The 19,077-nt window shown below is 71.3% G+C and carries 16 protein-coding genes and 1 pseudogene; 10 read left to right on the top strand and 7 right to left on the bottom strand.

The genetic code is table 11. From position 1 onward, the window contains the following. Positions 1-330 precede the first annotated feature (330 nt). Both ACFQ6N_RS29690 and ACFQ6N_RS29685 read left to right on the top strand, forming a co-directional pair. Entirely contained in the window at positions 331-2,220 is a 1,890-nt protein-coding gene (locus ACFQ6N_RS29690; protein ID WP_380655493.1) for a DNA/RNA helicase domain-containing protein, read from the top strand. A 282-nt stretch (positions 2,221-2,502) separates the two neighbouring features. Next, the gene (locus ACFQ6N_RS29685; RefSeq protein WP_220783974.1) at positions 2,503-2,631 is read left to right on the top strand and encodes a DUF6408 family protein; all 129 of its coding nucleotides are present in this window, start codon (positions 2,503-2,505) and stop codon (positions 2,629-2,631) included. A 55-nt stretch (positions 2,632-2,686) separates the two neighbouring features. Here the strand turns inward: ACFQ6N_RS29685 and ACFQ6N_RS29680 are convergent, their stop codons facing one another. Both ACFQ6N_RS29680 and ACFQ6N_RS29675 read right to left on the bottom strand, forming a co-directional pair. Then, positions 2,687-4,762, bottom strand: a complete 2,076-nt coding sequence (locus tag ACFQ6N_RS29680) for a DUF2075 domain-containing protein (protein ID WP_380655511.1) — start codon at positions 4,760-4,762, stop codon at positions 2,687-2,689. 720 nt (positions 4,763-5,482) lie between these two features. Next, entirely contained in the window at positions 5,483-6,925 is a 1,443-nt protein-coding gene (locus ACFQ6N_RS29675; protein ID WP_380655489.1) for a hypothetical protein, read from the bottom strand. 337 nt (positions 6,926-7,262) lie between these two features. Between ACFQ6N_RS29675 and ACFQ6N_RS29670 the strand changes: the two genes are divergently transcribed. Further along, a complete protein-coding gene (locus tag ACFQ6N_RS29670) occupies positions 7,263-8,522 on the top strand; it encodes a hypothetical protein (protein WP_380655486.1) in 1,260 nt (419 codons plus the stop codon). A gap of 138 nt (positions 8,523-8,660) precedes the next feature. Here the strand turns inward: ACFQ6N_RS29670 and ACFQ6N_RS29665 are convergent, their stop codons facing one another. Then, on the bottom strand, positions 8,661-10,073 hold the full coding sequence (locus ACFQ6N_RS29665) for a hypothetical protein (RefSeq protein ID WP_380655483.1): 1,413 nt from the start codon (positions 10,071-10,073) through the stop codon (positions 8,661-8,663). A 387-nt stretch (positions 10,074-10,460) separates the two neighbouring features. Here ACFQ6N_RS29665 and ACFQ6N_RS29660 point away from each other — a divergent pair. Beyond that, positions 10,461-10,643, top strand: a pseudogene (locus ACFQ6N_RS29660) (PASTA domain-containing protein); the annotation flags it as partial. A gap of 332 nt (positions 10,644-10,975) precedes the next feature. On the opposite strand, the gene ACFQ6N_RS29655 reads toward ACFQ6N_RS29660, so the two are convergent. The 4 genes from ACFQ6N_RS29655 to ACFQ6N_RS29640 form a co-directional block, all read right to left on the bottom strand. Further along, positions 10,976-11,350, bottom strand: coding sequence for a hypothetical protein (locus tag ACFQ6N_RS29655; RefSeq protein ID WP_380655481.1), 375 nt, complete (start codon positions 11,348-11,350; stop codon positions 10,976-10,978). A 533-nt stretch (positions 11,351-11,883) separates the two neighbouring features. Beyond that, positions 11,884-12,255, bottom strand: a complete 372-nt coding sequence (locus tag ACFQ6N_RS29650; RefSeq protein WP_380655478.1) for a hypothetical protein — start codon at positions 12,253-12,255, stop codon at positions 11,884-11,886. Between the two features lie 361 nt (positions 12,256-12,616). Next, positions 12,617-13,102, bottom strand: coding sequence for a flavin reductase family protein (locus ACFQ6N_RS29645; protein WP_380655476.1), 486 nt, complete (start codon positions 13,100-13,102; stop codon positions 12,617-12,619). Between the two features lie 202 nt (positions 13,103-13,304). Beyond that, a complete protein-coding gene (locus ACFQ6N_RS29640; protein ID WP_380655473.1) occupies positions 13,305-13,649 on the bottom strand; it encodes a hypothetical protein in 345 nt (114 codons plus the stop codon). A 219-nt stretch (positions 13,650-13,868) separates the two neighbouring features. On the opposite strand from ACFQ6N_RS29640, the gene ACFQ6N_RS29635 reads away from it, so the two are divergent. The 6 genes from ACFQ6N_RS29635 (at position 13,869) to ACFQ6N_RS29610 (ending at position 18,908) form a co-directional block, all read left to right on the top strand. Continuing rightward, on the top strand, positions 13,869-14,408 hold the full coding sequence (locus tag ACFQ6N_RS29635; RefSeq protein ID WP_380655470.1) for a hypothetical protein: 540 nt from the start codon (positions 13,869-13,871) through the stop codon (positions 14,406-14,408). 245 nt (positions 14,409-14,653) lie between these two features. Then, the gene (locus ACFQ6N_RS29630; RefSeq protein WP_380655468.1) at positions 14,654-15,712 is read left to right on the top strand and encodes an acyl-CoA dehydrogenase; all 1,059 of its coding nucleotides are present in this window, start codon (positions 14,654-14,656) and stop codon (positions 15,710-15,712) included. 35 nt (positions 15,713-15,747) lie between these two features. Beyond that, positions 15,748-16,521: a PIG-L deacetylase family protein gene (locus ACFQ6N_RS29625; protein WP_380655465.1), complete on the top strand. Its 774-nt coding sequence runs from the start codon at positions 15,748-15,750 to the stop codon at positions 16,519-16,521. Between the two features lie 65 nt (positions 16,522-16,586). Beyond that, the gene (locus tag ACFQ6N_RS29620; protein ID WP_380655508.1) at positions 16,587-17,180 is read left to right on the top strand and encodes an SAM-dependent methyltransferase; all 594 of its coding nucleotides are present in this window, start codon (positions 16,587-16,589) and stop codon (positions 17,178-17,180) included. Continuing rightward, on the top strand, positions 17,177-17,917 hold the full coding sequence (locus ACFQ6N_RS29615) for a glycosyltransferase (protein ID WP_380655462.1): 741 nt from the start codon (positions 17,177-17,179) through the stop codon (positions 17,915-17,917). Before ACFQ6N_RS29620 ends, ACFQ6N_RS29615 begins: the two co-directional genes overlap by 4 nt. 70 nt (positions 17,918-17,987) lie before the next feature. Next, positions 17,988-18,908: a Rieske 2Fe-2S domain-containing protein gene (locus tag ACFQ6N_RS29610; RefSeq protein WP_380655460.1), complete on the top strand. Its 921-nt coding sequence runs from the start codon at positions 17,988-17,990 to the stop codon at positions 18,906-18,908. Positions 18,909-19,077: the final 169 nt, after the last annotated feature.

The raw sequence follows: 19,077 nt of genomic DNA, 5'->3' as shown, positions 1-19,077 counted from the left end.
GACAACCGCTCGCCCGCAGGCGCCTTGACCTGCCCCACCCTCGCCACACCACAACCAACGAGACAGACAGGACAAAGTCACCGGCATTGGGCCTAAGCCGCCGGAGTAGCCCGGTCCAGACGGGGCCGCTCCGGGGCTCCGTCGGCCAGGCAAGCCGCCCCCGCCACCCATTCCCCGGTCCTCCATGCGTTGTGGAGGCTCAGGTGTTCGGGCACGACCTCAGACTCGCCACTGTAGGTTTAGCCCTGTCATCAGCGCGGCCCGCCGGGCTTCCCTCCAGGGACATGCCCCCACCCGCACGAGTCACTTCGTGCTGCCTGGGAGCATGTCTTGCTGTTCCGCGACTCCGCGTCCTCGGTCGCCGCCGAGAGCCTGGCCGGATCACTGTTCGTGCGCCTCATCGACCAGTTCGTCCACAAGCACGGCCACAAGCCCAGCCCGTCCGAGGTGCGCTCCTGGGAGCGGAGCATCCCGGTTCTGACCAACGCGCTGCTGGACGCCGGGCTCGGCATGGTCGAGGTGCTCCTCGAGTACTCGCTCCCGCTCAACAGCAAGCGAGCCGACGTCATACTCGCCGGCGTCCACCCGGGCACGGGCGAGCCGTCGTACGTGGTGGTCGAGCTCAAGCAGTGGAGCAGCGCGCTGCCGGAGGACGGCGAGCCGCTGCTCTGCCGGGTCGACGCGTACACCCGGCCGGTGCTGAACCCGATCGAGCAGGTCCGCGGCTACTGCGACTACCTGATCTCCTTCAACGGCGCGCTCGCCGCCCATCCCGAGCGGTTGTCCGGCGTGGCCTTCCTGCACAACGCGACGGAGTTCGGCGTCCAGGGCCTCTACGAGGTGCCGCAGGACGAGCGCGGTCGGCTCTTCACCGCCGAGCGCCGCGGTGAGTTCGTCCAGTACCTCCAGTCGAAGCTGAAGCCGGTCTCCGGCGCGGGGGCGGCGGACCAGTTGCTCGCGGGCAAGGTGGCCCCGTCCAAGCAGCTGATGGCGGTCGCCGCCGACGAGGTCCGCGAGCGCGAGCAGTTCGTCCTGCTGGACGAGCAGCGCGTCGCCTACGAGCTGGTGCTGCGCGCGGTGCGCCAGGCGCAGCAGTCCGACCACAAGGAGGTCGTCGTCATCACGGGCGGCCCGGGTACCGGGAAGAGCGTCATCGCGCTGTCCCTCCTGGGCGATCTGTACCGGCGTGGCGTCACGGCTCTGCACGCGACCGGGTCCAGCTCGTTCACCACGACCATGCGGCGGATGGCCGGGGCGCGGAAGAAGCAGGTGCAGGAGCTGTTCAAGTACTTCAACAGCTTCATGACCGCCGAGCGCAACGGTCTGGACGTACTGATCTGCGACGAGGCCCACCGGATCCGGGAGACGTCGGCCAACCGCTACACGCGGGCCGCCCAACGCACCGGCAAGCCCCAGATCGAGGAGCTGATCGACGCCGCCCGGGTGCCTGTCTTCCTGCTGGACGAGCACCAGGTCGTCCGGCCGGGCGAGATGGGCACGGTGGCCCAGATCCGGGCCGCCGCCGCGGTGAAGGGTCTGGATTGCCAGGTGGTCGAGCTGGACAGCCAGTTCCGCTGCGGCGGCAGCGACGCCTACCTGAACTGGGTGGTGCGTCTGCTGAACCTCGAGCCCGGCGGCCCGGTCGGGTGGGAGCCCGACGGCAAGGTCGCTCTGGAGGTGGTCGACAGTCCCCAGGAGCTGGAGGCGTTCCTCGACGCCCGCCGCGCTGAGGGATACGGCGCCCGCATGTCGGCCGGGTACTGCTGGAAGTGGACCACGAAGGTGGCCCCCGGAGACCAGCTCCCCCTCGACGTGCACATCGGTGACTGGGCCCGCCCGTGGAACGTGTACGGCGACCGCTCGATCGCGGGCGCCCCTCCGGCCGCGCTGTGGGCCACCGACCCTGCCGGCTTCGGCCAGGTCGGCTGCGTGTACACCGCCCAGGGCTTCGAGTACGACTGGAGCGGTGTCATCCTCGGGCCTGACCTCGTCTGGCGGACCGACCGGTGGATCACCGACCGGACGGCGTCCAAGGACCCCGTCTTCCGCAAGTCCACCACCGACGCCGACATCGACCGACTCATCCGCAACACCTACAAGGTACTGCTGACACGCGGAATGATCGGCACAGTCGTGTACTCGACGGACCCCGAGACGCGCGCCAAACTGCGGAACCTGGTGGCCAACCACCAGGTGGAGCCCCTGCCTGCGGGCCGATGAGACCGGCCGTCCGGCCGACGCCGGCACGTGCTCGCGGCTTGCCTCGCCGCGTCCGACGAAGCGCTGCGAGGTTCCGCTCGCTCCCCGACGCCAACGCGTCCACGCGGTAGCATCATTGCGCTGCGCACCTTCCCGGAGGGTACGAGGCCTAGGTTCCATGCGCCCTCGACAGGCGGCGATTGACGAATGGTTGTGCCCGTCAGGTGGTCGACACCTGACGTGAGCGTGGTTGCCCGGTAGGGTGCCCCCTGCCATTTCTGATCACCACCTGGAGATGGCCGCATGACCTCGATCGAGTACAAGCCTGCGCGTCGTGGACGGATCCGCGAGATCCTCACCGACATCGCTGTCGGAGTCGCTTCCAACATGCTGGTGGCGGCGCTGACTTCGGTGGCGCACCTGCTCTTCTGACGCAGGTCAGTGGCGGGCCCGGCGAGCCCGCCACTTCCCCTTTCCACACCTTCCGTCAGAACAAGCGAAGGTCGTTCTTGGGCTTCTTCCGTCCCCGCTTCGGAGGGGCAAGATGCCGTGGCAAGCTCTCCCGAGTCGGCCGCAATCCGTGGATCTCGGTCTCCCCGACAAGGCCCTTGAGGTAGGCCCGGGTCTCCTCGTCCGTGGAATAGAGCACCGTCGCACGGCTGGCCCGGGTCATCAGCACGTGGTAGGCGTGCCGAATCAGGCGGGCGAACTCCTCGTCACCGACACTGCTCGCACTGACCTTCGGATCAAGCGATCCTGGAACTCTCACCCGTCTTACACCTTGCGCTGACTTCTCCGTCTCCTTGCCTCGGCGGAACACCCACTGGTCGTCCCGGCGCACCATGTCATCCCCCATGATCACTCCGCACCAGTCCCATTCGAGGCCCTGCGCGGTATACACACAGCCGATCTGGCCGATGCCGTTCTTGTGCATCGACCACCTGACACCGGGCGGGACATCGTCCGCGCAGAAGCTGTCGCTCTTCGCGTTCCACGGCTCGTGCCAGTCACCGATCCTGACATCCCGCTCCAGTCGCTTCTCCCGGCCCAGAGGCTCGGTCCAAGGCCAGCAGTAGCCGGCAACCATACGCGCGGTTGCCCCGGCGCTCTCCTCGCCGAGGATGATGTCCCTGAGCACGTCCGGCGTGTCCACCACCTCGACATGCATCAAGCCGTCCGGCGTCCAGTTCTCGGGTTCGTCATCCGACATACCGAGCAGCGCGTGCACCCAGCGGACGTACGCGTCACTGCCGCCGCATCGGAACTGCTCGCGGAGGCCGTACCGCACCACCTTGGCTCCGCGCCGATCGGCCGCCTCCTGGATCAGGTCGACCGTGCCGACCTCCTTCGGACGAACGACCTGGCCTTCGTCGAGGAAGAACACCGTCAGCCGGGACGCATCGAGGAGTTCGTCCACCTGCGGCCGAGATCCCTGCTTCTCCGGCGGCCAGAACCGGTTCTCGGAGCGGTCACGGAGTCGGTGTGCCTCATCGCAGATCAGAACATCGAGCAGCGGGTCGGGCGTCGTGACGTAATTGAAGAAGTAGGTGAAGGTCTCCTTGAACTCCCGGTCACCGACACCGACGTGCTCCTGCATCGCCGCGTTGAAGGCCCTGCTCCCGCTGGCATAGTTGACGTTCCGGCCGGCCGCCTCCAGCTCCGCCTTGATCTGCAGGCCGATAGCGCTCTTGCCGGTGCCCGCGCCACCGGTCACCAGGAAAACCACTCGTCGCTCGTCCGGAACCAGCGCGGGCTGCTTCGAGGAGGGCAGTACCTTGGCAGCTGTCTCCAGGATCTGATCAGCCACCTCCTTCTGCCGCCCCCGCAGGGAGAAGACCGTGTCTGTGCCCCGGGACAACATCATCGCGTCGAGCAGTGGTGCGTTGCGCACGCCGATGCCCCGCAGCAGCAGCTCGGCCTCGGTGCCGCCGCCGTCGGCGGCAAAGTGCCCCTGCAAGTCGGTCAGCAACCGGCGACGACGATCACCGGTGTACACCTGCGCATAGACACCCGTCGGTGCGTCCACGTCGATCAGCGGACGGACAGAGTCCTCAGTGGCGTTGTGCAGGTAGGCAAAGCCGCCGCACTCGATGTCGACCGTGCCGAAGGGACCCCGGCCGCCGGTGAACGCACGGTAGTACTCACGCAGTTGCAGTGCGGGGTGCTTCTTGGGCTTCGCCAGGCCCGCCACGTAGATCTGGTCCGCAACGGCCCGCTCGACCCTGGTCACGGTCGACCAGCGCTTCAGCTCCACCAGTTGGACGGACGGCCGGTTCTCGCGCGGGTGGCGGCCCACCAGGACGACGTCCACGATCCTGGGACTGCCCCCCTTGAGGTCCTCGTCAGCAGTCGCGGCGCACTCGACGACCATCTGCACATTGCCACGATCAGCGGCGACCAAATCGTTCGCCAGACAAATCAGACTCTCCGCCCATGCGAACCGCTCCGTCTCCGAAGCCTCGTTTTCCCGGAACTTTCGCCACCGTTCGGCAAGATGCGGCACCATCCGGCGACGCGAGTTCAGAGTGAGCAGATCCTGCGCCGACAACTTCAGCAGGAGCATGGGCACGAAGGGACTCCCCCAGACCAGACCACGAGTGATTCGTGCGGGTTGGGGGCATGTCCTCAGCGGGAAGCCTGTCGGGCCGCAAACAGTACCGCCGATCCTACGTGCAGAAGCGGCCGTCAGCGCAGGAGGTGCCGCTGTAGCCGGCGCCGAACCAGCATGCGCGGCCGGCGAGGTCCGAGGGTTCGACGCAGCAGCGGTGCCTGGTCCAGTCCATCCAGGTGACTTTCCGGCTTCGCCCGCCGAGGAAGAGGACCCAGGGCCTTCGATCTTCTCGATGAGGAGCATGGGGTCGGTGCGGCCGATCTCCCGGCGGCCGGCGAGGACGGTGAATTCGGGTGGGGCGGTGAAGACAGCGGTGATGCCCGTGAAGTGGCGGCGCCCGACCTTTTCCTCGGCGGCCGGGCCGATGAACAGCAGCTCACCGTCCTAATCGAGGAAGCCGTGGCCCACCAGGTGCCGCAGGATGGGTTCGGCACCGCGGTCGAACGGCGGCAGGCCGCGCGCGCTCGCCCGAGCCCTCGACCAAGCCCAGACGAACCGGCTCCGCGCCGTCCCCCGTGGCGACGACGACCTGCCGCTCGCCGCATAGCCGCTCGGTCGGTCACCCGACCTGCCGTGCCGGGCCGAAATGGCCCCGTCGGCCTTCCTCCCCGGTTGCCGCAGACGGTGGGCGGAGGCACACAAGGTGCCGCCTTCCGGCGCGTGCCCGGCTGTTCAGCGTCGGAAGCCGCGGTGGGGGTCGCGGGCCGTGACGTTCCCGAATGGTTCGAACCAGGCCTGCGCGCGAAGGTCCCCCACGCCGAGCTGCCGGTTGGCGTCGCCGTCGGGGTCCTCGATGCCGTCGAAGCGGGAGCTGTAGAGCATGAGGACGTCGGTGTCCTGGAAGGACATGTCCGTACAGGCGCCGAGGTCGTAGTCGTCGCGGTGCGTCGGCAGTGTGCTGTGCGTGCCGTCTGAGTCGTCCCCGAGTTCGTCGGCGCTGTCGCCGGCGTCGTCGATGGCGAGGTGCAGGGCGAGTTCCTCGGCGGTGCAGGTCGGCCGCGGCCAATGGCCGCGTTCGAGGTCGCCGGCGAGGTCGTCGGCGGCGCGGGCGAAGCGGCGCCGCCACTGGAGGTCGGTGGCGAAGGTCAGCTTCGGCAGCCGCAGGAACACCCCCCAATCGCCCTCGTGCTCATCCGGGACGAGGCGCCCGTCACCGAGTTCCTCCGCGTCCTCGTACGCCTCGTCGGCCAGCAGCGACAGCGCGGTGTGGAGGAGATCGGCCGTGCGGGGAGTCAGCTGCCACAAGCAGCTCTCTTCCTCACACTCCGGGTCCTCGCAGTGCGGAGGCTTCGCGGGGAAGAGCGCCGCGAAATCGGGAAGTTCCTCCCCGCGGCTGTGCTCAGGGGACTCCCCGGCCTTGGCGGCACGCCGGCCGGGGCCGAAGTCCGCCACGACCGGCTCGGCACTCCATTCGGCGACCTCGTCGCCCTTGTTCCGCCGCAGTAGAGAGATGTGGCTGCGTTCGGTCAGGGCGTCCGCGCCGTCGACGTCGACGGGCGGGTCCGCGAGCCACATGACCGCGCCGACCACGTCGTGCGGGTCGTCATCGTCAAGCTGATCGGCCGGCATCGGCTCCCACCCCTGCTCGCCCGCCGCGTCCAGCAGGGCCTGCCGGTCGTGGACGTGGAACTCGCGGAGCGAAGTGATCCGCACGACCTGGCCGGGCAAGTCACGCAACCGAGCCTCATCCCGTGCGGGAGCACCGGATTCCGCGGCCACGTCGTCATCGCCGCCCTCACTGTCGGCGCCGTCCTCCTGGTCGGGTTCCTCGTGCGCGGATCCTTCGGGCCAGGCGATGAGCGTTCCAGCCGCGGCCGGCCAGGTACCGGCGAGCACGTGGGCCACGGCCTGCCGGAGCGAGGACGCCGGAGCGTCCGGCAACTGCCCGCACAGCCCGTCCACGGACTCGGCATGAAGGGCACCCGCCGCCCGGCTCAGGGTCCGGCGCAGCAGTCCGGCCGCGTGGTGGGCGAGTTCGGGGTCGCGGCAGGTGAGGACTGCCTGGAGCGAGTCGGGGCCGTCGTCGTGGGAGAGGAGTGCGAGGACGCGGCTCTTGCTGGGGGTGTGTTCGCAGAGGAAGTCGCGGGGTGAGGAGGTGAGTTGGTGCTCGGGCATGCAGGGAACTCCGGTGCGGTGGAAGGCGCGCCGTGCGGAGGGCGGCGCCGAGGAGGGTGGAGTTCCGCTGGTGGGCGCGTTGCTGACGCGCCTCCGGACGGTGAGGAAGTCTGCTGACCGCAGCTGGTTCCGCCGATGCTATCGGCGGTCCGGACCTGGCCCTGCCCGACACCGTACCTGAGTCGCCGAGGAGTTGTCCCCCACGACGACTATGCCGCTGGCGGCGGAGCAGCCCCGGGCGGCCGTGTCCCCAGGGATTCCCTGGCGCGTGGCCGCCTGCGGACGGCAGCGGAGGAACGACGGCACGGGTGTCAGTGGGACCGGCTAGCGTGCCGGTATGCCGTCGATTACCGCCTCTGTCCGCCGTGTCCCGCTCGGCCGCACCTTCACTCCGGAGATTCCGCTCGGCTCTGCCGGGAACATCTCCCTCACGTGCTACGCCGCGGCGTCCGGCAAGGGCAAGCTCCATGGCGACGAGGCCTGCGGCACGTTGCGGTCGGCGTCCTCCGTCCGGAGCGCCGAGATCCCGCCGGGTGAGGTTGTGGGACGGCTGTGCGGGACCTGCCGCTGGCCGCTTCCCGCCGACAGCCCGCTCCTCCAGCTCGGGGCGGCGGTCATCGACATCGGCACTCTCAAGATCTGGCTTGACCGCGAACCCGACTCGGAGGAGGAAAGGGCGGAGGAAGCGGATGCCGCCCTCGCCCTGGCCACCGGCGAGTACCCCCCAAGCGGTACGGGTGAGCCGTCGGACGAGGCGGATGGCGAAGCCGGGGAGCTGGAGGAGGACTTCGACGACGAGGCGTGGGAGCGCTACTCCCGCGCCCGTGAGACGCGGCGCCACCGCCATGAGCACTGGCGCCGCCTGCACACCTACCTGATCAGGAGCAACAAGGCCCTCCAGGCGTTCCCCGTCCTGCGGCCATGGGCCGAGCCGTTGCAGGCCGGGTTCGCCGAGGTCATCGAGGACGAGCGCCGCGCGTTCGCGGTCTTGGTGCAGCCGGTCCCGCTGGTGGAGGCAGCGGCGGTCAAACTGCTCCCGGAACCGGATTTCACACCGGGCCCGGAGCTCGCAGGCCTCGGCGCCGACGCGGCCCAGGTGATGCAACGTGCCTGGCACGCCTGGAAGCACCGGGCGTCCTGGTCGTGGCACCGCCTGGAGGACAACGACTTCGCAGTGTCCTCCGTGGTGCGCGACGCGTTCGGCCGCCGCCGCAAGGGCCGGCCGGAGACCGAGGCCGCGTTCGAGCGCCTCGTCGCGGGCTGGATTCGCGAAGCCCGCAGTCAGGCCGCCCTGCACGGCGAAGCCCTGCGGCAGCTGCTCGCCGTGAAGATCCCCGCCGTCGAGAAGGAGGACTACGAGGAACGGGCGCACGATCCGCTCACGACGTGGGAATCGGCCGTCATCGCCACCTATCAGGTCGCGGCCGACTGGCCGGCCGGGACGGTGGCACTGCTCGTCCCGCATCTCATCGGCGAGCACCTCATCGCAGGAGCTACCGGCGCCATGCCGGTCACCCGCCTCGCGGTGCCGGACTCCGCACTTCCCGTACACGCGTTGCTCCAGGCCTGGCAACCGGAGGCCGACGACGAGGAATGAGCAGTGGCCCGGGCACGGCAGGTGCCACGGCTGTGCCCGGCAGGGCCCGGCCTCTCGTCGGCCGTCCAGTGTCCTCAGTCCGGCAGGCCGCCGCGCCGACCGGCTACCGGCTACCGGCTACCGGCTACCGGCTACCGGCTACCGGCTACCGGAACACACAGGGGCGTTGCCCTGTCGGCAGTCCCTTTCCGGGAGCACGCGCAGGGCGAGGACGGATCCGTCCGGGTGGATGGAGACGGGTCCGTCCCAGTCGTCGTCCCAGGTGGTGGTCGGCCAGGAGGAGCGGCGGGCGTGGACCTCGTCGCGGTAGTGGGTGAGGCAGCGCTTGGCCAAGTGCTCGAAGAGGTCCTCAGCCACGCCTGAGAAGGCCTCCACTCGGGTGCGGTTGAGGCGCAGGACGTGGTCGGTGCCGACGAAGGGGATGCCGAGGAATTCGTGCTCCGCGTCCTGGACGCTGCCGATCGCGGCATGCGAGATGCCCTCGTACCGCTTGCGGCCCTGCCGGGCGGTGAGGTACGGGACGGTTGCCGCCGCGTCGCCGGCGAAGGCCGTCAGGCCGGCCGCGCCGGTGCGGGCGAGGACGTGCTGGAACCAGGCGAAGTGGTCCGCTTCGATATGGAAGCCCGGAACGGAGTCGGGGTTCTCGCCGTCTCGTGCGGGCGGCATGATCCCGGGGAAGATGTTGTCCTGGTCGAGTTCCTTGTCCAGGTCGCGGGTTTCGCCGGCCGGGTGGGTGAGTGTGCCGCCGTTGCCGCGCGCGTGCAGCACGTGGACGGTCATCGGACCGTCGACGGGCAGCTCGGTGCTGAAGACCAGGGCCGGGGTGTCCGTCCATCCGCCGATGTGCACGGCGTCGGCGTGGACTGCGGCCGAGGCGAGCTGGGTGTGGGAGGCGGAGGCGCCGCTGTGGTTGCCCTTGCAGGCGATCGGGAAGACCCGCGAGGGCCGGCCGGGCTTCCACACCTCCGCGAAGTACTGGGGACGGTAGCGGTAGCCGACGGAGACACCGCTGTCCCGGCCGGTCACCGCGAAGCCCGCTCGCAAGGCGGCATCGGCGGGCACGATCGACACGCTGTGGTCCGGATAGCGCCTGGCCAGAACATGCTTGGCCACAGCCAGCGCGAACCCGACGCCCAGTTCATCGGACTGCAGCGCCTTGTAGTAGTCCGCCGTGTCACGCCCCTCGGCCGACAGGGCCATGAAGGTTCCCAGCGTCCCCTCCAACGCCTGGCTGTACTTGAGGCAGCCCCAGTGCTCTGCGAGCCCCCGCCCGGCACCGCGCCGCGCGAGCGCGGTCGCGCGCCCGAGGGTGTGCAGCACCTCCCAGGGCGTCAACTGGACGCCGGCGCCAAGCTCCCTGGACGGCACGGGTCGCAGGCCCGGCTTGCGCCGCAGCGCGTCAAGCTCGTTCTGCTCCCGTTCCTCGTCGTCCTTCGCCGCGACGGCTTCGACCTCGCCCAGCAGCTTGTCGCTGGAGTAGACCGCGACGTTCGACGGCTGAGCGAGCTGCCGGAGCACCTCGCGCACGTTCTTCGGCTCGTTGCCCTCCATGACGCTCCCCCAACTCTTCAGCCCCACAGCGCAGATGCCGCACCTTAAGCCGCACGTTCGGGGCGCGTGCCAGGGGCGTACGCGAGCACCGCTGATTCGCCGGCGTCAGCTTCGTGCTGCCACTGATGCGCGTCGGCAGGTGTAGCCGGGGATCTACCGCTCCCCCTTCGGGAAGGTCTGGGCAAAGCACAGGACAGGGAGGTCCGAGCACAGCCGTCACCCTCACCCAGTAGACGAACCGGCCCCCGAACCTGAGGCCATCACCACCACCCGCCCCGGCCCCGACACCACCACCGCCGCGTCTCCCGGCACACCGACGGGAAGCGGGACGCCGTCGCCCGCCGCCCCAGGGCCGGGCACTGCCTCCGTCACCGTCCCCCCGTCCTCAACATGACCCGGGACCAGGCCGAGAAGCTCCTCACCGAGGCCGGACTGAAGACCGGACACGTCCAGGACTTCACCGACTGGAACACCCCCGCCGGAGCGGTGATCAACACCGAGCCCCGCCCCGGCACCGCCGTCCCCCCGGACACCGCCATCACCCTCTTCATCTCGAAGGGGAAACCCTGAGCAGCGCGAAGCCCGCCCGACCTCGCCCCGCCGAGGCAGGCACCGAAGACCCCGGTGACCTCCGCTCCACAACGAGCAGGGCGCCCGGATCGCCGCGACCTCACGCAGGACAGGCCGTCGGTCTCAACGGGGAGCACGGATGCCCAGACCCGATCAGCCATTTCTGCTCGGCGTCCACACCGCAAACGTCACAACGGCATGTTCGTCTCGGTGGCACGGGACTCGTCCACAGGGGCGCGGCAGCGGAGACCGTCAGCACTGGTTGGCGATGGTCAGTGTCAGATGGCGACACGGATGTCTGGCTACAGGCTGCAATCAGAGCGGGCTCCGGGTCACTCCCCGGCGGCTAGCCAGCGCAGCCGTCCGTCCTTGGCGTACGTCCGGCACGTCAGGGCGATGCCCGCCGAGGACGTCGCGGTGGCGCCGGCTTCCCGGCACTTGCGGTGCGGCTCGTTGCAGCTACCCTTCTTCTTCCCGGGTATCTGGGCGCAGTTCTCGGTGTCGTGCGCCTCCTGCCCGGCGGGTGAGAGGTTGTCGTAGTTGCTTCCGTCGTGCCGTCCGGGAGAGTCGCTGCCCGCGGCGCCGGCGCTGGGCTTCGCCCCCGCTTCCACGCGCCCGCTCGGCGTGGCGGCCGTCCCGGGTGGAGTCGGTTCGGCGATGGCCGTCCTCGGTGCGGGCGGCGGGGCCGACACGGGCGGGGCGGGCACGGTCGACTCGGTCGGAGAGGTCGGCGGCGGCAGCGTGGACGGCGCGGCTGGGGTCGTCGGCGCAACGGAGGGAATCGGTGCCGGGGATGAGGCCGTGTCGGACGTGCCGGGGCCACAAGCCGTGGCCATGGCGAGGAGCAGAGCCGCAGCGGCCACCGCCACCGCCGCCCTCGGCATGGTGCGCGCACTGGTCTCGGGACGGGGCATCAGGCCAGTCTAGGCAACCGGTGATCTTGACCTGCCGGCTGGCCTGGCTCAGAAGCCCTTGAGCCCCTTGTCCTCGTCGACGGCGTTGGTGGACTCGCGGAAGTCCATGTTCGCGATGGACGCATTGTTCCCGGTCCCCGAAGCTCCGCAGCGACGGCCCGGATGAAGCGCCTGGGCTCGTCCCACAGGTCCACGGCAGCGGCCGGTAGCCCCGGGCGGGCTCGGCGTGACCGTGTCCGTCAGGATGGGGGTGGGTGCCGGCAGTAGCCCAGTTGCAGGTTCTTCGCCTCAGCGCAGCGGGGCGGCCCGTCCAGCACTACCACGCTCTACACGATCCGGCTGGTCACCGGATCGGCGGTGGTGGGCGAGGGAATGTGGGCTGCCACGCGAGGGGCGGCCACGAAAAGGTCCACGCCCTGACCGGTCACGACGTACCCGGATGTCGTGAGGATCTCGGACAAGGCGAGGGTCAGTGCGCCCCGGAGATGCTGGAACTCGTCGCCGACTTCGACGTCCGCCGCGTCGCAGGCGCCGGGCACCGCCGGCCCTGCGGTCGTGGGTCCCGGCCGCCAGCCCACGAGCAGGCCCCTGCCCGGTCGCAGTCGGACGAAGAGCCCGGCCGCTTGCGGCGGTGCCACGTCGAAGCCATGGCAGGCGAGAACGTCACACACCGACTCGAACAGGTGCTTGTCCTCCATGGGGTGACCTTACCGCTCGGAACCAGATTGGTAACGCAGTGTTCTGTGCCGGGACTGTTCTGGCAAGTACGAGGCCGGAGTGCAGGAGTCTCTGCCCGGCTGGGCAGCGACCCGATGCTTGCGGGCGTCGCCCGGCCGCCGGCAGGCCATCGCTTCCATGACAGCGGCCTCGGGGGAAGCGGAGCAGGGTCTGCGCACCGGTCCGAGACACGCGCACCTCCCCACGCATCGCATCTCGCTCCGGAGTCGGCCCGCCCGCTCCTGCAGCCTCTCGATGTGGACGCTCCCGGCCGCCACCGGCCCTGTTCGTCGCCACCGGTCGCTCCTTGTCCCGCCGCACCCGGACCCAACCTGCCCCCGGTTACGCGGGGTGTCCGGCGTCGATGTCCTTCACGTCATGGAAGGTCAGCGGCCCGCCGCTGGTGTGCGACGTGGTCGTGGTGTCGAACGGGGCGAGGAGGAAGCCCACGTGGTCGCCCCAGTCGGCCCGGTCGAGGACGTGGCCGGCGAACCAGGCCATGGCGCCGGTCAGGACCGGGACTCCGCCCGGCCCGGGCACCCACGCGGTGGCCGCGAACTTGTCGACGTGGTCACCCGTGCGGGCGCCGAAGAGCTCGGCGAGGTCGTGGCGGTGTGCCGGGAGCAGGTGGACCACCAGCACCCGCGAGCGGGACGCGACGGTGTAGGTGCGGTTCGCCTTGGAGATCCACACGGTGAAGCGCGGCGGGTGGAGCGAGTTCTGGCCGGCGAAGCCGACCAGGCACCCTGCTCGCTCATCGCCGACCGCCGCGCTGACGATATAGACCGGATAGTCCAACAGGGCGCTGAACGCATCGAATTGACCCACGCCTCTGCTCCTTCCCGCGGATCCGGGGGCCACGGCCGCGTTTGGTGAAACCGATCTGCCGTCCCTGGGAAGCAGCGCATTGCGTCCTCTGCCTGCCTGGGTGCGCCGGCCCCACGTGAGTGGTGTGCGCTGCCGACCGCGTCCCAGCCGGTCGTCTTCTCGACGGGTGCCACGGGGCGGGTCGCCGCAGGACCCTGCCGGGTCACGGATGGTCGTCGTGGTGGCCGCAGAGCCAGGCCAGTGCCGTGTAGGCGCCGAGGACGTAGCCGACGTCGGCGTCGTCGTTCAGGGCGGCGCGCAGTTTGACGGCTGCACTGCGGCATTCGGCGAACAGCTGCTCACGGCAGGGCCTCCCGGTCACGGGCGGCGCGGAAGCGGTCACGGGGGCTTCGGGCTGGGCACCGGTGGCCCATTGGTAGGACGCCAGGACGCCGTGCTCGAAATCGGTGTGCGGCGGGGGGTGCCGGTTGGCTGCCTTGGTCACTTCGAGTACCTCGTCCAGGCCACGCGCCCCCACCGCGGGGATCGTCGCCTCCTCTGTCGTCATGCGGGCAACCTATGTGCGCCGGCCGTCGGCTGCCTCCCGGGCGGCTTGAGCGTGGGTTTCTCAGCGGCTCGTGGCCGCTCGGCGTCGCGGGGTACCGGTGCCGGGCAAGCGGCCGCCCGCGGGGCGGAGCACCATGGAAGGGCGCCTCTATGCCGCCGCTGCCGGTCTGCCCGCTTGGGCGCGCGGCGTTCCCGATCGGCCTGTCCGAGGAGGGCAGCGATGTCTCCCCAGCTTCTGACGGAGCCCTTGAGTATCTACCTGAACGACCATCTGACCGGTGCGTTCGGCGGCGCCGCACTCGCCCGGCGCATGGCCGACACCCACCCGGACAGCCGGCGTGCTACCGACCTGCACCGCTTGGCCCGCGATGTGGAGGAGGACCGCGACGACCTCGTGCGGATCATGAACAGTCTCGCGGTGCCCGTGCGCCACTACCGCACCTGGCTCGGCCTCGCGGGGGAACGGGTCAGCCGCCTCAAGCCCAACGGGACGCTGGCGCGCCGCTCCCCACTCAGTGATCTGATCGAACTGGAAGCGATGCGCACCGGCGTCGAAGGCAAGACCGCGCTGTGGCGGGCGCTACGGTCCATCGCCGACACGGACCCGCGACTGGATCCGGCGGACCTGGACCGGCTCATCCGGCGTGCGGTGGATCAGGCGCGCACACTGAACGGCTGGCACCAGGCGATCAGCACCGGGATTCTCACCGGTGATGGCACCACTTCCGACAGGGACACCGACTCGAAACCACCCCTGTGAACTGTCCGGCAAGGAGGCAGTGGTTCGGCGCGGGGCGGTGTGAGCGGGGTGACTGTGGCGTCGCGCGTGCGGGCGGTGGGTGCGCGGTGCAGAGTCGGAAGCGACGCCGGGAGCCTGCTGTGTACGCGCCCGGTTCGATGCGAGGAGCACTCCGTGACCGCTGGCCTGTCCTTTCGACCGTCGACCCTGCCGCCGTTGCCTGCGCGGGTGCCCCGCCGACGTCATCCCCGCAGGACGGACGGCTGATGAGCGGCGGTACCGGTCAGGTCGACACCTTGAGCGGCAGCGGCGAACTCCCGGACCACTGCTGCGCTGCGTCGCACCGCCGCTGCGTCGCCCAGGAGTTCACACGGATGGCGGCCTGCGGGGAGCTCGATCTTCCGCTGCCCGGCGGCGGCAGGACCCGCGCCCGGTGGGAGGCGCTGACCCGGTGGGCGCAGTGGGACCTGTCCCTGGCCCGGCTCGCCGAGGGGCACGCCGATGCCGTAGCGATCCTCGCCGAACTCGACGCGCTGGGCGTGGAAGGCCTGCCGGCGGGCGGTGACGGGGCGCGGTGGGGGGTATGGGCGGCCGAGCCGCCCGGCTACACGCTGGAGGCGCACCGGGTGGCGGGCGGCTGGCGGCTGGTCGGGGTGAAGCCGTTCTGCTCGGGCGCACGGGTGTGTACGCACGCGCTCGTCACCGCCCGCGAGGGTGAGCTGCGGTGGCTGTTCGCCGTCGAGGTCGCACAGCCCGGTGTCGAACCGCTGCCGGGCTCCTGGCCCGGCCCGGGCATGGCGGGAAGCGACACCCTGGACGTCAACCTCGACGGTGTCCGGGCCGTGCCGGTCGGGGAGCCGGGCGCCTACCTGGAGCGTCCCGGGTTCCAACACGGGGGCATCGGCGTCGCCGCATGCTGGTACGGCGGCGCCCGCGCCGTTGCCCGCACGCTGCTGTCCGCCGCACGAAAGTGGGACCTGGACCCGCACGCGCTGGCGCACCTCGGCGCCGTCGACGCCCGCCTTGCCACGGTCGGGGCCCTGCTGGACCGTGCCGCCGCCGGCGTCGACGCCGACCCGCTCGACAAGGACGGCACGGCGCGTCTGCACACGATGCGGGTGCGTGCCGCCGTCGAGAGCGCCGCCGGTGATGTCCTGGCCCGGGTCGGCCGGGCGCTCGGCGCTGCTCCGCTGGGCCACGATTGCGCCCATGCGCGCGCCGTCGCGGACCTGACCGTCTATCTGCGCCAGCACCACGCGGAGCGCGACCTCGCCGCCCTCGGCAAAGCCGTCTGCGCCGCCCGTGTGGACTGGGAGGACATGTGAGGCGCCGCCGGGCCCAGCTCCCGGGCTGCCGCGCTGTGAAGGCGGCGCCGGCCGACTTGATCCAGGCGGCCGGTACCCGCGAACGCGAGTGGCAGGCCTGGCCCGGGCTTCGGGCTCTTCCCGCCATCGATCCGCTCGCCTGTCTGCCGGCCGTGCGGGGTCGCCCGCCGCGCGTCGTGGTGGTGGCGGCGCATCCCGATGACGAGGTCCTGGGCTTCGGCGGCACGATCGCTTCCCTGGTGGCGGCCGGTGTGCGGGTGCGGCTGGTGTCCGTCACCGACGGCGAGGCCTCCCATCCGCACAGCCGCAGCCCTACGGCCGGCAGCCTGGCAGCCATCCGCACCCGCGAACTGCGCCAGGCGCTGCGCCGACTGGGCGCCGACGTGCAGAGCGTGGCGCTGGGTGTCCCGGACGGCCGGGTCGCCAGGCACGAGCAGCAGCTGACTACCCAGCTGGCCGGGCTGCTGCGGGACTGCGACCTGTGCGTGGCGCCGTTCAGTGACGATCTGCACCCGGACCACGAGGCGGCGGGCCGCGCCGCCCGGGCAGCGGGCACAGTGCGGGGCGTCGCGGTGTGGGAGTACCCGGTGTGGGCCTGGCACTGGGCCGTGCCCGGGGACGGGCGGCTGCCCTGGCACCGGGCGGCCCGCATACCGCTGTCCCCCATCGCCCGGGCCCGCAAGCAGGCGGCACTGGAGTGCTTCCGCAGCCAGACCGAGCCGCTCGGCACCGGGCCCGGGGACGCGGCGATCCTGCCGCCGTCAGAACTCGCCCACTTCCGCCGCGACTTCGAGGTGATCTGGCAGTGACCGTGCCTCCACCCCATGACGCTGCGGGCGGGGCGGCGGGCACGCCGGATGACTACTTCACCCGCATGTACGCCGACTGCGACGATCCATGGCGGCTCGCCGACCGCTGGTACGAGGAGCGTAAGTACGCCCTCACCGTGGCCGCCCTGCCCAAGCCCGCCTACCGCAGCGCCTTCGAGCCGGGCTGCTCGGTCGGCGTGCTGTCCGCGTTGCTCGCCGGCCGCTGCCGCAACCTGCTGTCCTGCGACCGGGAGGAACGCGCCCTCGCCCAGGCCCGCTCCCGCCTCGCGCACCTGCCCCACGTGCGGGTCGAACGCCGCCAGCTGCCCGAAGACTGGCCCGAGGAGAGCTTCGACCTCATCGTCCTGTCGGAGCTGCTGTACTACTTCACCGCCGCGGATGGCGCCGACCTGCTGGAGCGCACGGTGCGGTCGCTGGAGCCGGGAGGGACCCTGGAGCTCGTCCACTGGCGCCACCCGGTAGCCGACCATGCCCGCAGCGCCGAAGCCGTCCACCGGCAGGCCGGCGGCCATCCGTCCCTGGTGCGGATCGCCACGCACAGCGAGCCGGACTTCCTCCTGGACGTGTTCACCCGCCCCGAACAGCCCGGCACCACGGCGGCACGGCTGTCGGTTGCCGCAGCCGAGGGACTGGCGTGATCCGGGCCCTGGCGGTGGTCGTGCCGGCCCGCGACGAGGAGGAACTGCTCCCCGACTGTCTGACCTCGTTGCACCGCGCCGTCCGGCATCCGCGTGTGCGGGATCTTCCGAGCCGGGTCGTCGTGGTGGCCGACGCCTGCCGGGACGCCACCGCGGCCGTCGCCCGCCGCCACGGCGCCGAGCTGCTGGAACTGGCCGCGGGCAACGTCGGACTGGCACGCGCCGCCGGCAGCCGCCGCGCCCTGGACGTCACCCTCGCTGCCCGGCCGGGCCTCAGCCCGGACGGCGTGTGGCTGGCCCACACCGACGCGGACTCCCGCGTGCCGGCCGACTGGCTCGCCCACCAGCTGGCCTTCGCGGCGTGCGGCTGGCACGCCGTTGTGGGAACGGTTCGGGTCGTGGACTGGACCGTTCATCCGGAAGGCGCCGCCACGGCCTTCCTGCGGCACTACCGGCAGGATCCGCCCGCCGGTGGGCACCGGCACGTCCACGGCGCGAACCTGGCAGTGCGGGCCGACGCCTACCGTGCGGCCGGCGGCTTCGCGCCGCTTCCCGTCGGCGAGGACAGGACGCTGGTCGCCGCCCTGGAAGCCGGCGGCTACCGCGTCAAACGCACCACCGGCAGCCCCGTGACCACCTCCGCGCGGTGCGATCCGCGCGCCCGCGGCGGATTCGGTGACTTCCTGCGTGACCTCGACGCCCTGACCGCGGAGCCCGGCCCGGGCCGGCGCACCTGACCGCACCGGGGTCCGCCGTTCGGCCCAGTCCGGGCCGCGCCGCTGAGGGCCGGCGGGCAGCGTAGCTGCCATGGGAACCCTCCTGGCACGTATCACCGCCGCAGGCCGGCCGGACGGCGGCGACGGCATCGGCATCCGGGCGTTGAAGGTACTTGACGCCGTGGGCGGCTCCGAGGAACTCGACACGATCACCGAGCCGCTCAAGCGCGCCGTCCAGGGCCTGCCGCTGGGGCGACTGCGCGATGTGCTGCACGGCCGCCCCCTGGGGCACCCGCTGCACCCGGCCCTCGTCCAGGTGCCGGTCGGCGCGTGGCTGTCCGCGGCCGTCCTCGACGTCGTACCGGGCTCGGAGCGCGCTGCCCGTCTCCTGGTCGCGGTCGGTGTCGTCACCGCCGTCCCGGCGGCCTGGACGGGCTGGGTCGACTGGGCCGAGCAGCACGAGCAGCAGATGCGCACCGGCCTGGTGCACGCCGCGTCGATGGCCGCCGCGGTGGGCCTGTACGGCGCGTCGTGGGCCGCACGCTCACGCCGCCGCAACCTGCTGGGGCGCGCACTCGGCTTCGCCGGACTGGCCGCGGTCGGCACCGGGGCCGCGATCGGCGGTCACCTCGCCCACCGGCAGGCCGCCGGCGCCAACAAGGCCGAGCCCGTCGCCCACCTGGTGGAGCCCGGCTGGCACACCCTCGGACTCGCCCGGGACTTCACCGCCGGAGCCGCGGCACGGCGGATGATCGGCGAGGTGCCGGTGCTCGTCGTGCGGGAGGCCGAGGACGTGTTCCACGTCCTGGCCGACCGGTGCAGCCACTTCTCCGGCCCGCTCTCGCAGGGCGAGGTCGCCGACGGCTGCGTGACCTGCCCCTGGCACGGCAGTGTCTTCCGCCTGACGGACGGCTGGAACGTGGGCGGCCCGGCCACCGCACCGCAGCCCCGGTTCACCACCCGGACGGATCAGGACGGCAACCTCCAGGCTCGCCTGCCCGACGCCGGCTGAGCGCCCTGCCGCACCACCGCAGCGTTCTACTGCGAACCGGTGGCACCAGGCACCGGCTGGAATCTCTTCGAACGTCACCGGGAACGCCTGCCAGGACCGTCCTACCCCCACCTCTGGGAGCACACCGTGGCAGGCGACGACTTGGTCATCGACGTCAGCCGGATCCGGG

It is taken from the genome of Kitasatospora sp. NPDC056446 (assembly GCF_042796115.1).
In the GTDB taxonomy this organism is placed as follows: Bacteria; Actinomycetota; Actinomycetes; order Streptomycetales; family Streptomycetaceae; genus Kitasatospora.
The sequence above is the reverse complement of the archived record's forward strand: the minus strand, read 5'-3'. Positions and strand labels throughout refer to the sequence as shown.

Coding starts and splice junctions, on each gene's coding strand:
- ACFQ6N_RS29685 (WP_220783974.1), top strand. CDS start 2,503: ATGACCTCGATCGAGTACAAGCCTGCGCGTCGTGGACGGATCCGCGAG.
- ACFQ6N_RS29665 (WP_380655483.1), bottom strand. CDS start 10,073: ATGGAGGGCAACGAGCCGAAGAACGTGCGCGAGGTGCTCCGGCAGCTC.
- ACFQ6N_RS29610 (WP_380655460.1), top strand. CDS start 17,988: ATGGGAACCCTCCTGGCACGTATCACCGCCGCAGGCCGGCCGGACGGC.
- ACFQ6N_RS29670 (WP_380655486.1), top strand. CDS start 7,263: ATGCCGTCGATTACCGCCTCTGTCCGCCGTGTCCCGCTCGGCCGCACC.
- ACFQ6N_RS29640 (WP_380655473.1), bottom strand. CDS start 13,649: ATGACGACAGAGGAGGCGACGATCCCCGCGGTGGGGGCGCGTGGCCTG.
- ACFQ6N_RS29650 (WP_380655478.1), bottom strand. CDS start 12,255: ATGGAGGACAAGCACCTGTTCGAGTCGGTGTGTGACGTTCTCGCCTGC.
- ACFQ6N_RS29620 (WP_380655508.1), top strand. CDS start 16,587: ATGTACGCCGACTGCGACGATCCATGGCGGCTCGCCGACCGCTGGTAC.
- ACFQ6N_RS29630 (WP_380655468.1), top strand. CDS start 14,654: ATGAGCGGCGGTACCGGTCAGGTCGACACCTTGAGCGGCAGCGGCGAA.
- ACFQ6N_RS29680 (WP_380655511.1), bottom strand. CDS start 4,762: ATGCTCCTGCTGAAGTTGTCGGCGCAGGATCTGCTCACTCTGAACTCG.
- ACFQ6N_RS29675 (WP_380655489.1), bottom strand. CDS start 6,925: ATGCCCGAGCACCAACTCACCTCCTCACCCCGCGACTTCCTCTGCGAA.
- ACFQ6N_RS29635 (WP_380655470.1), top strand. CDS start 13,869: ATGTCTCCCCAGCTTCTGACGGAGCCCTTGAGTATCTACCTGAACGAC.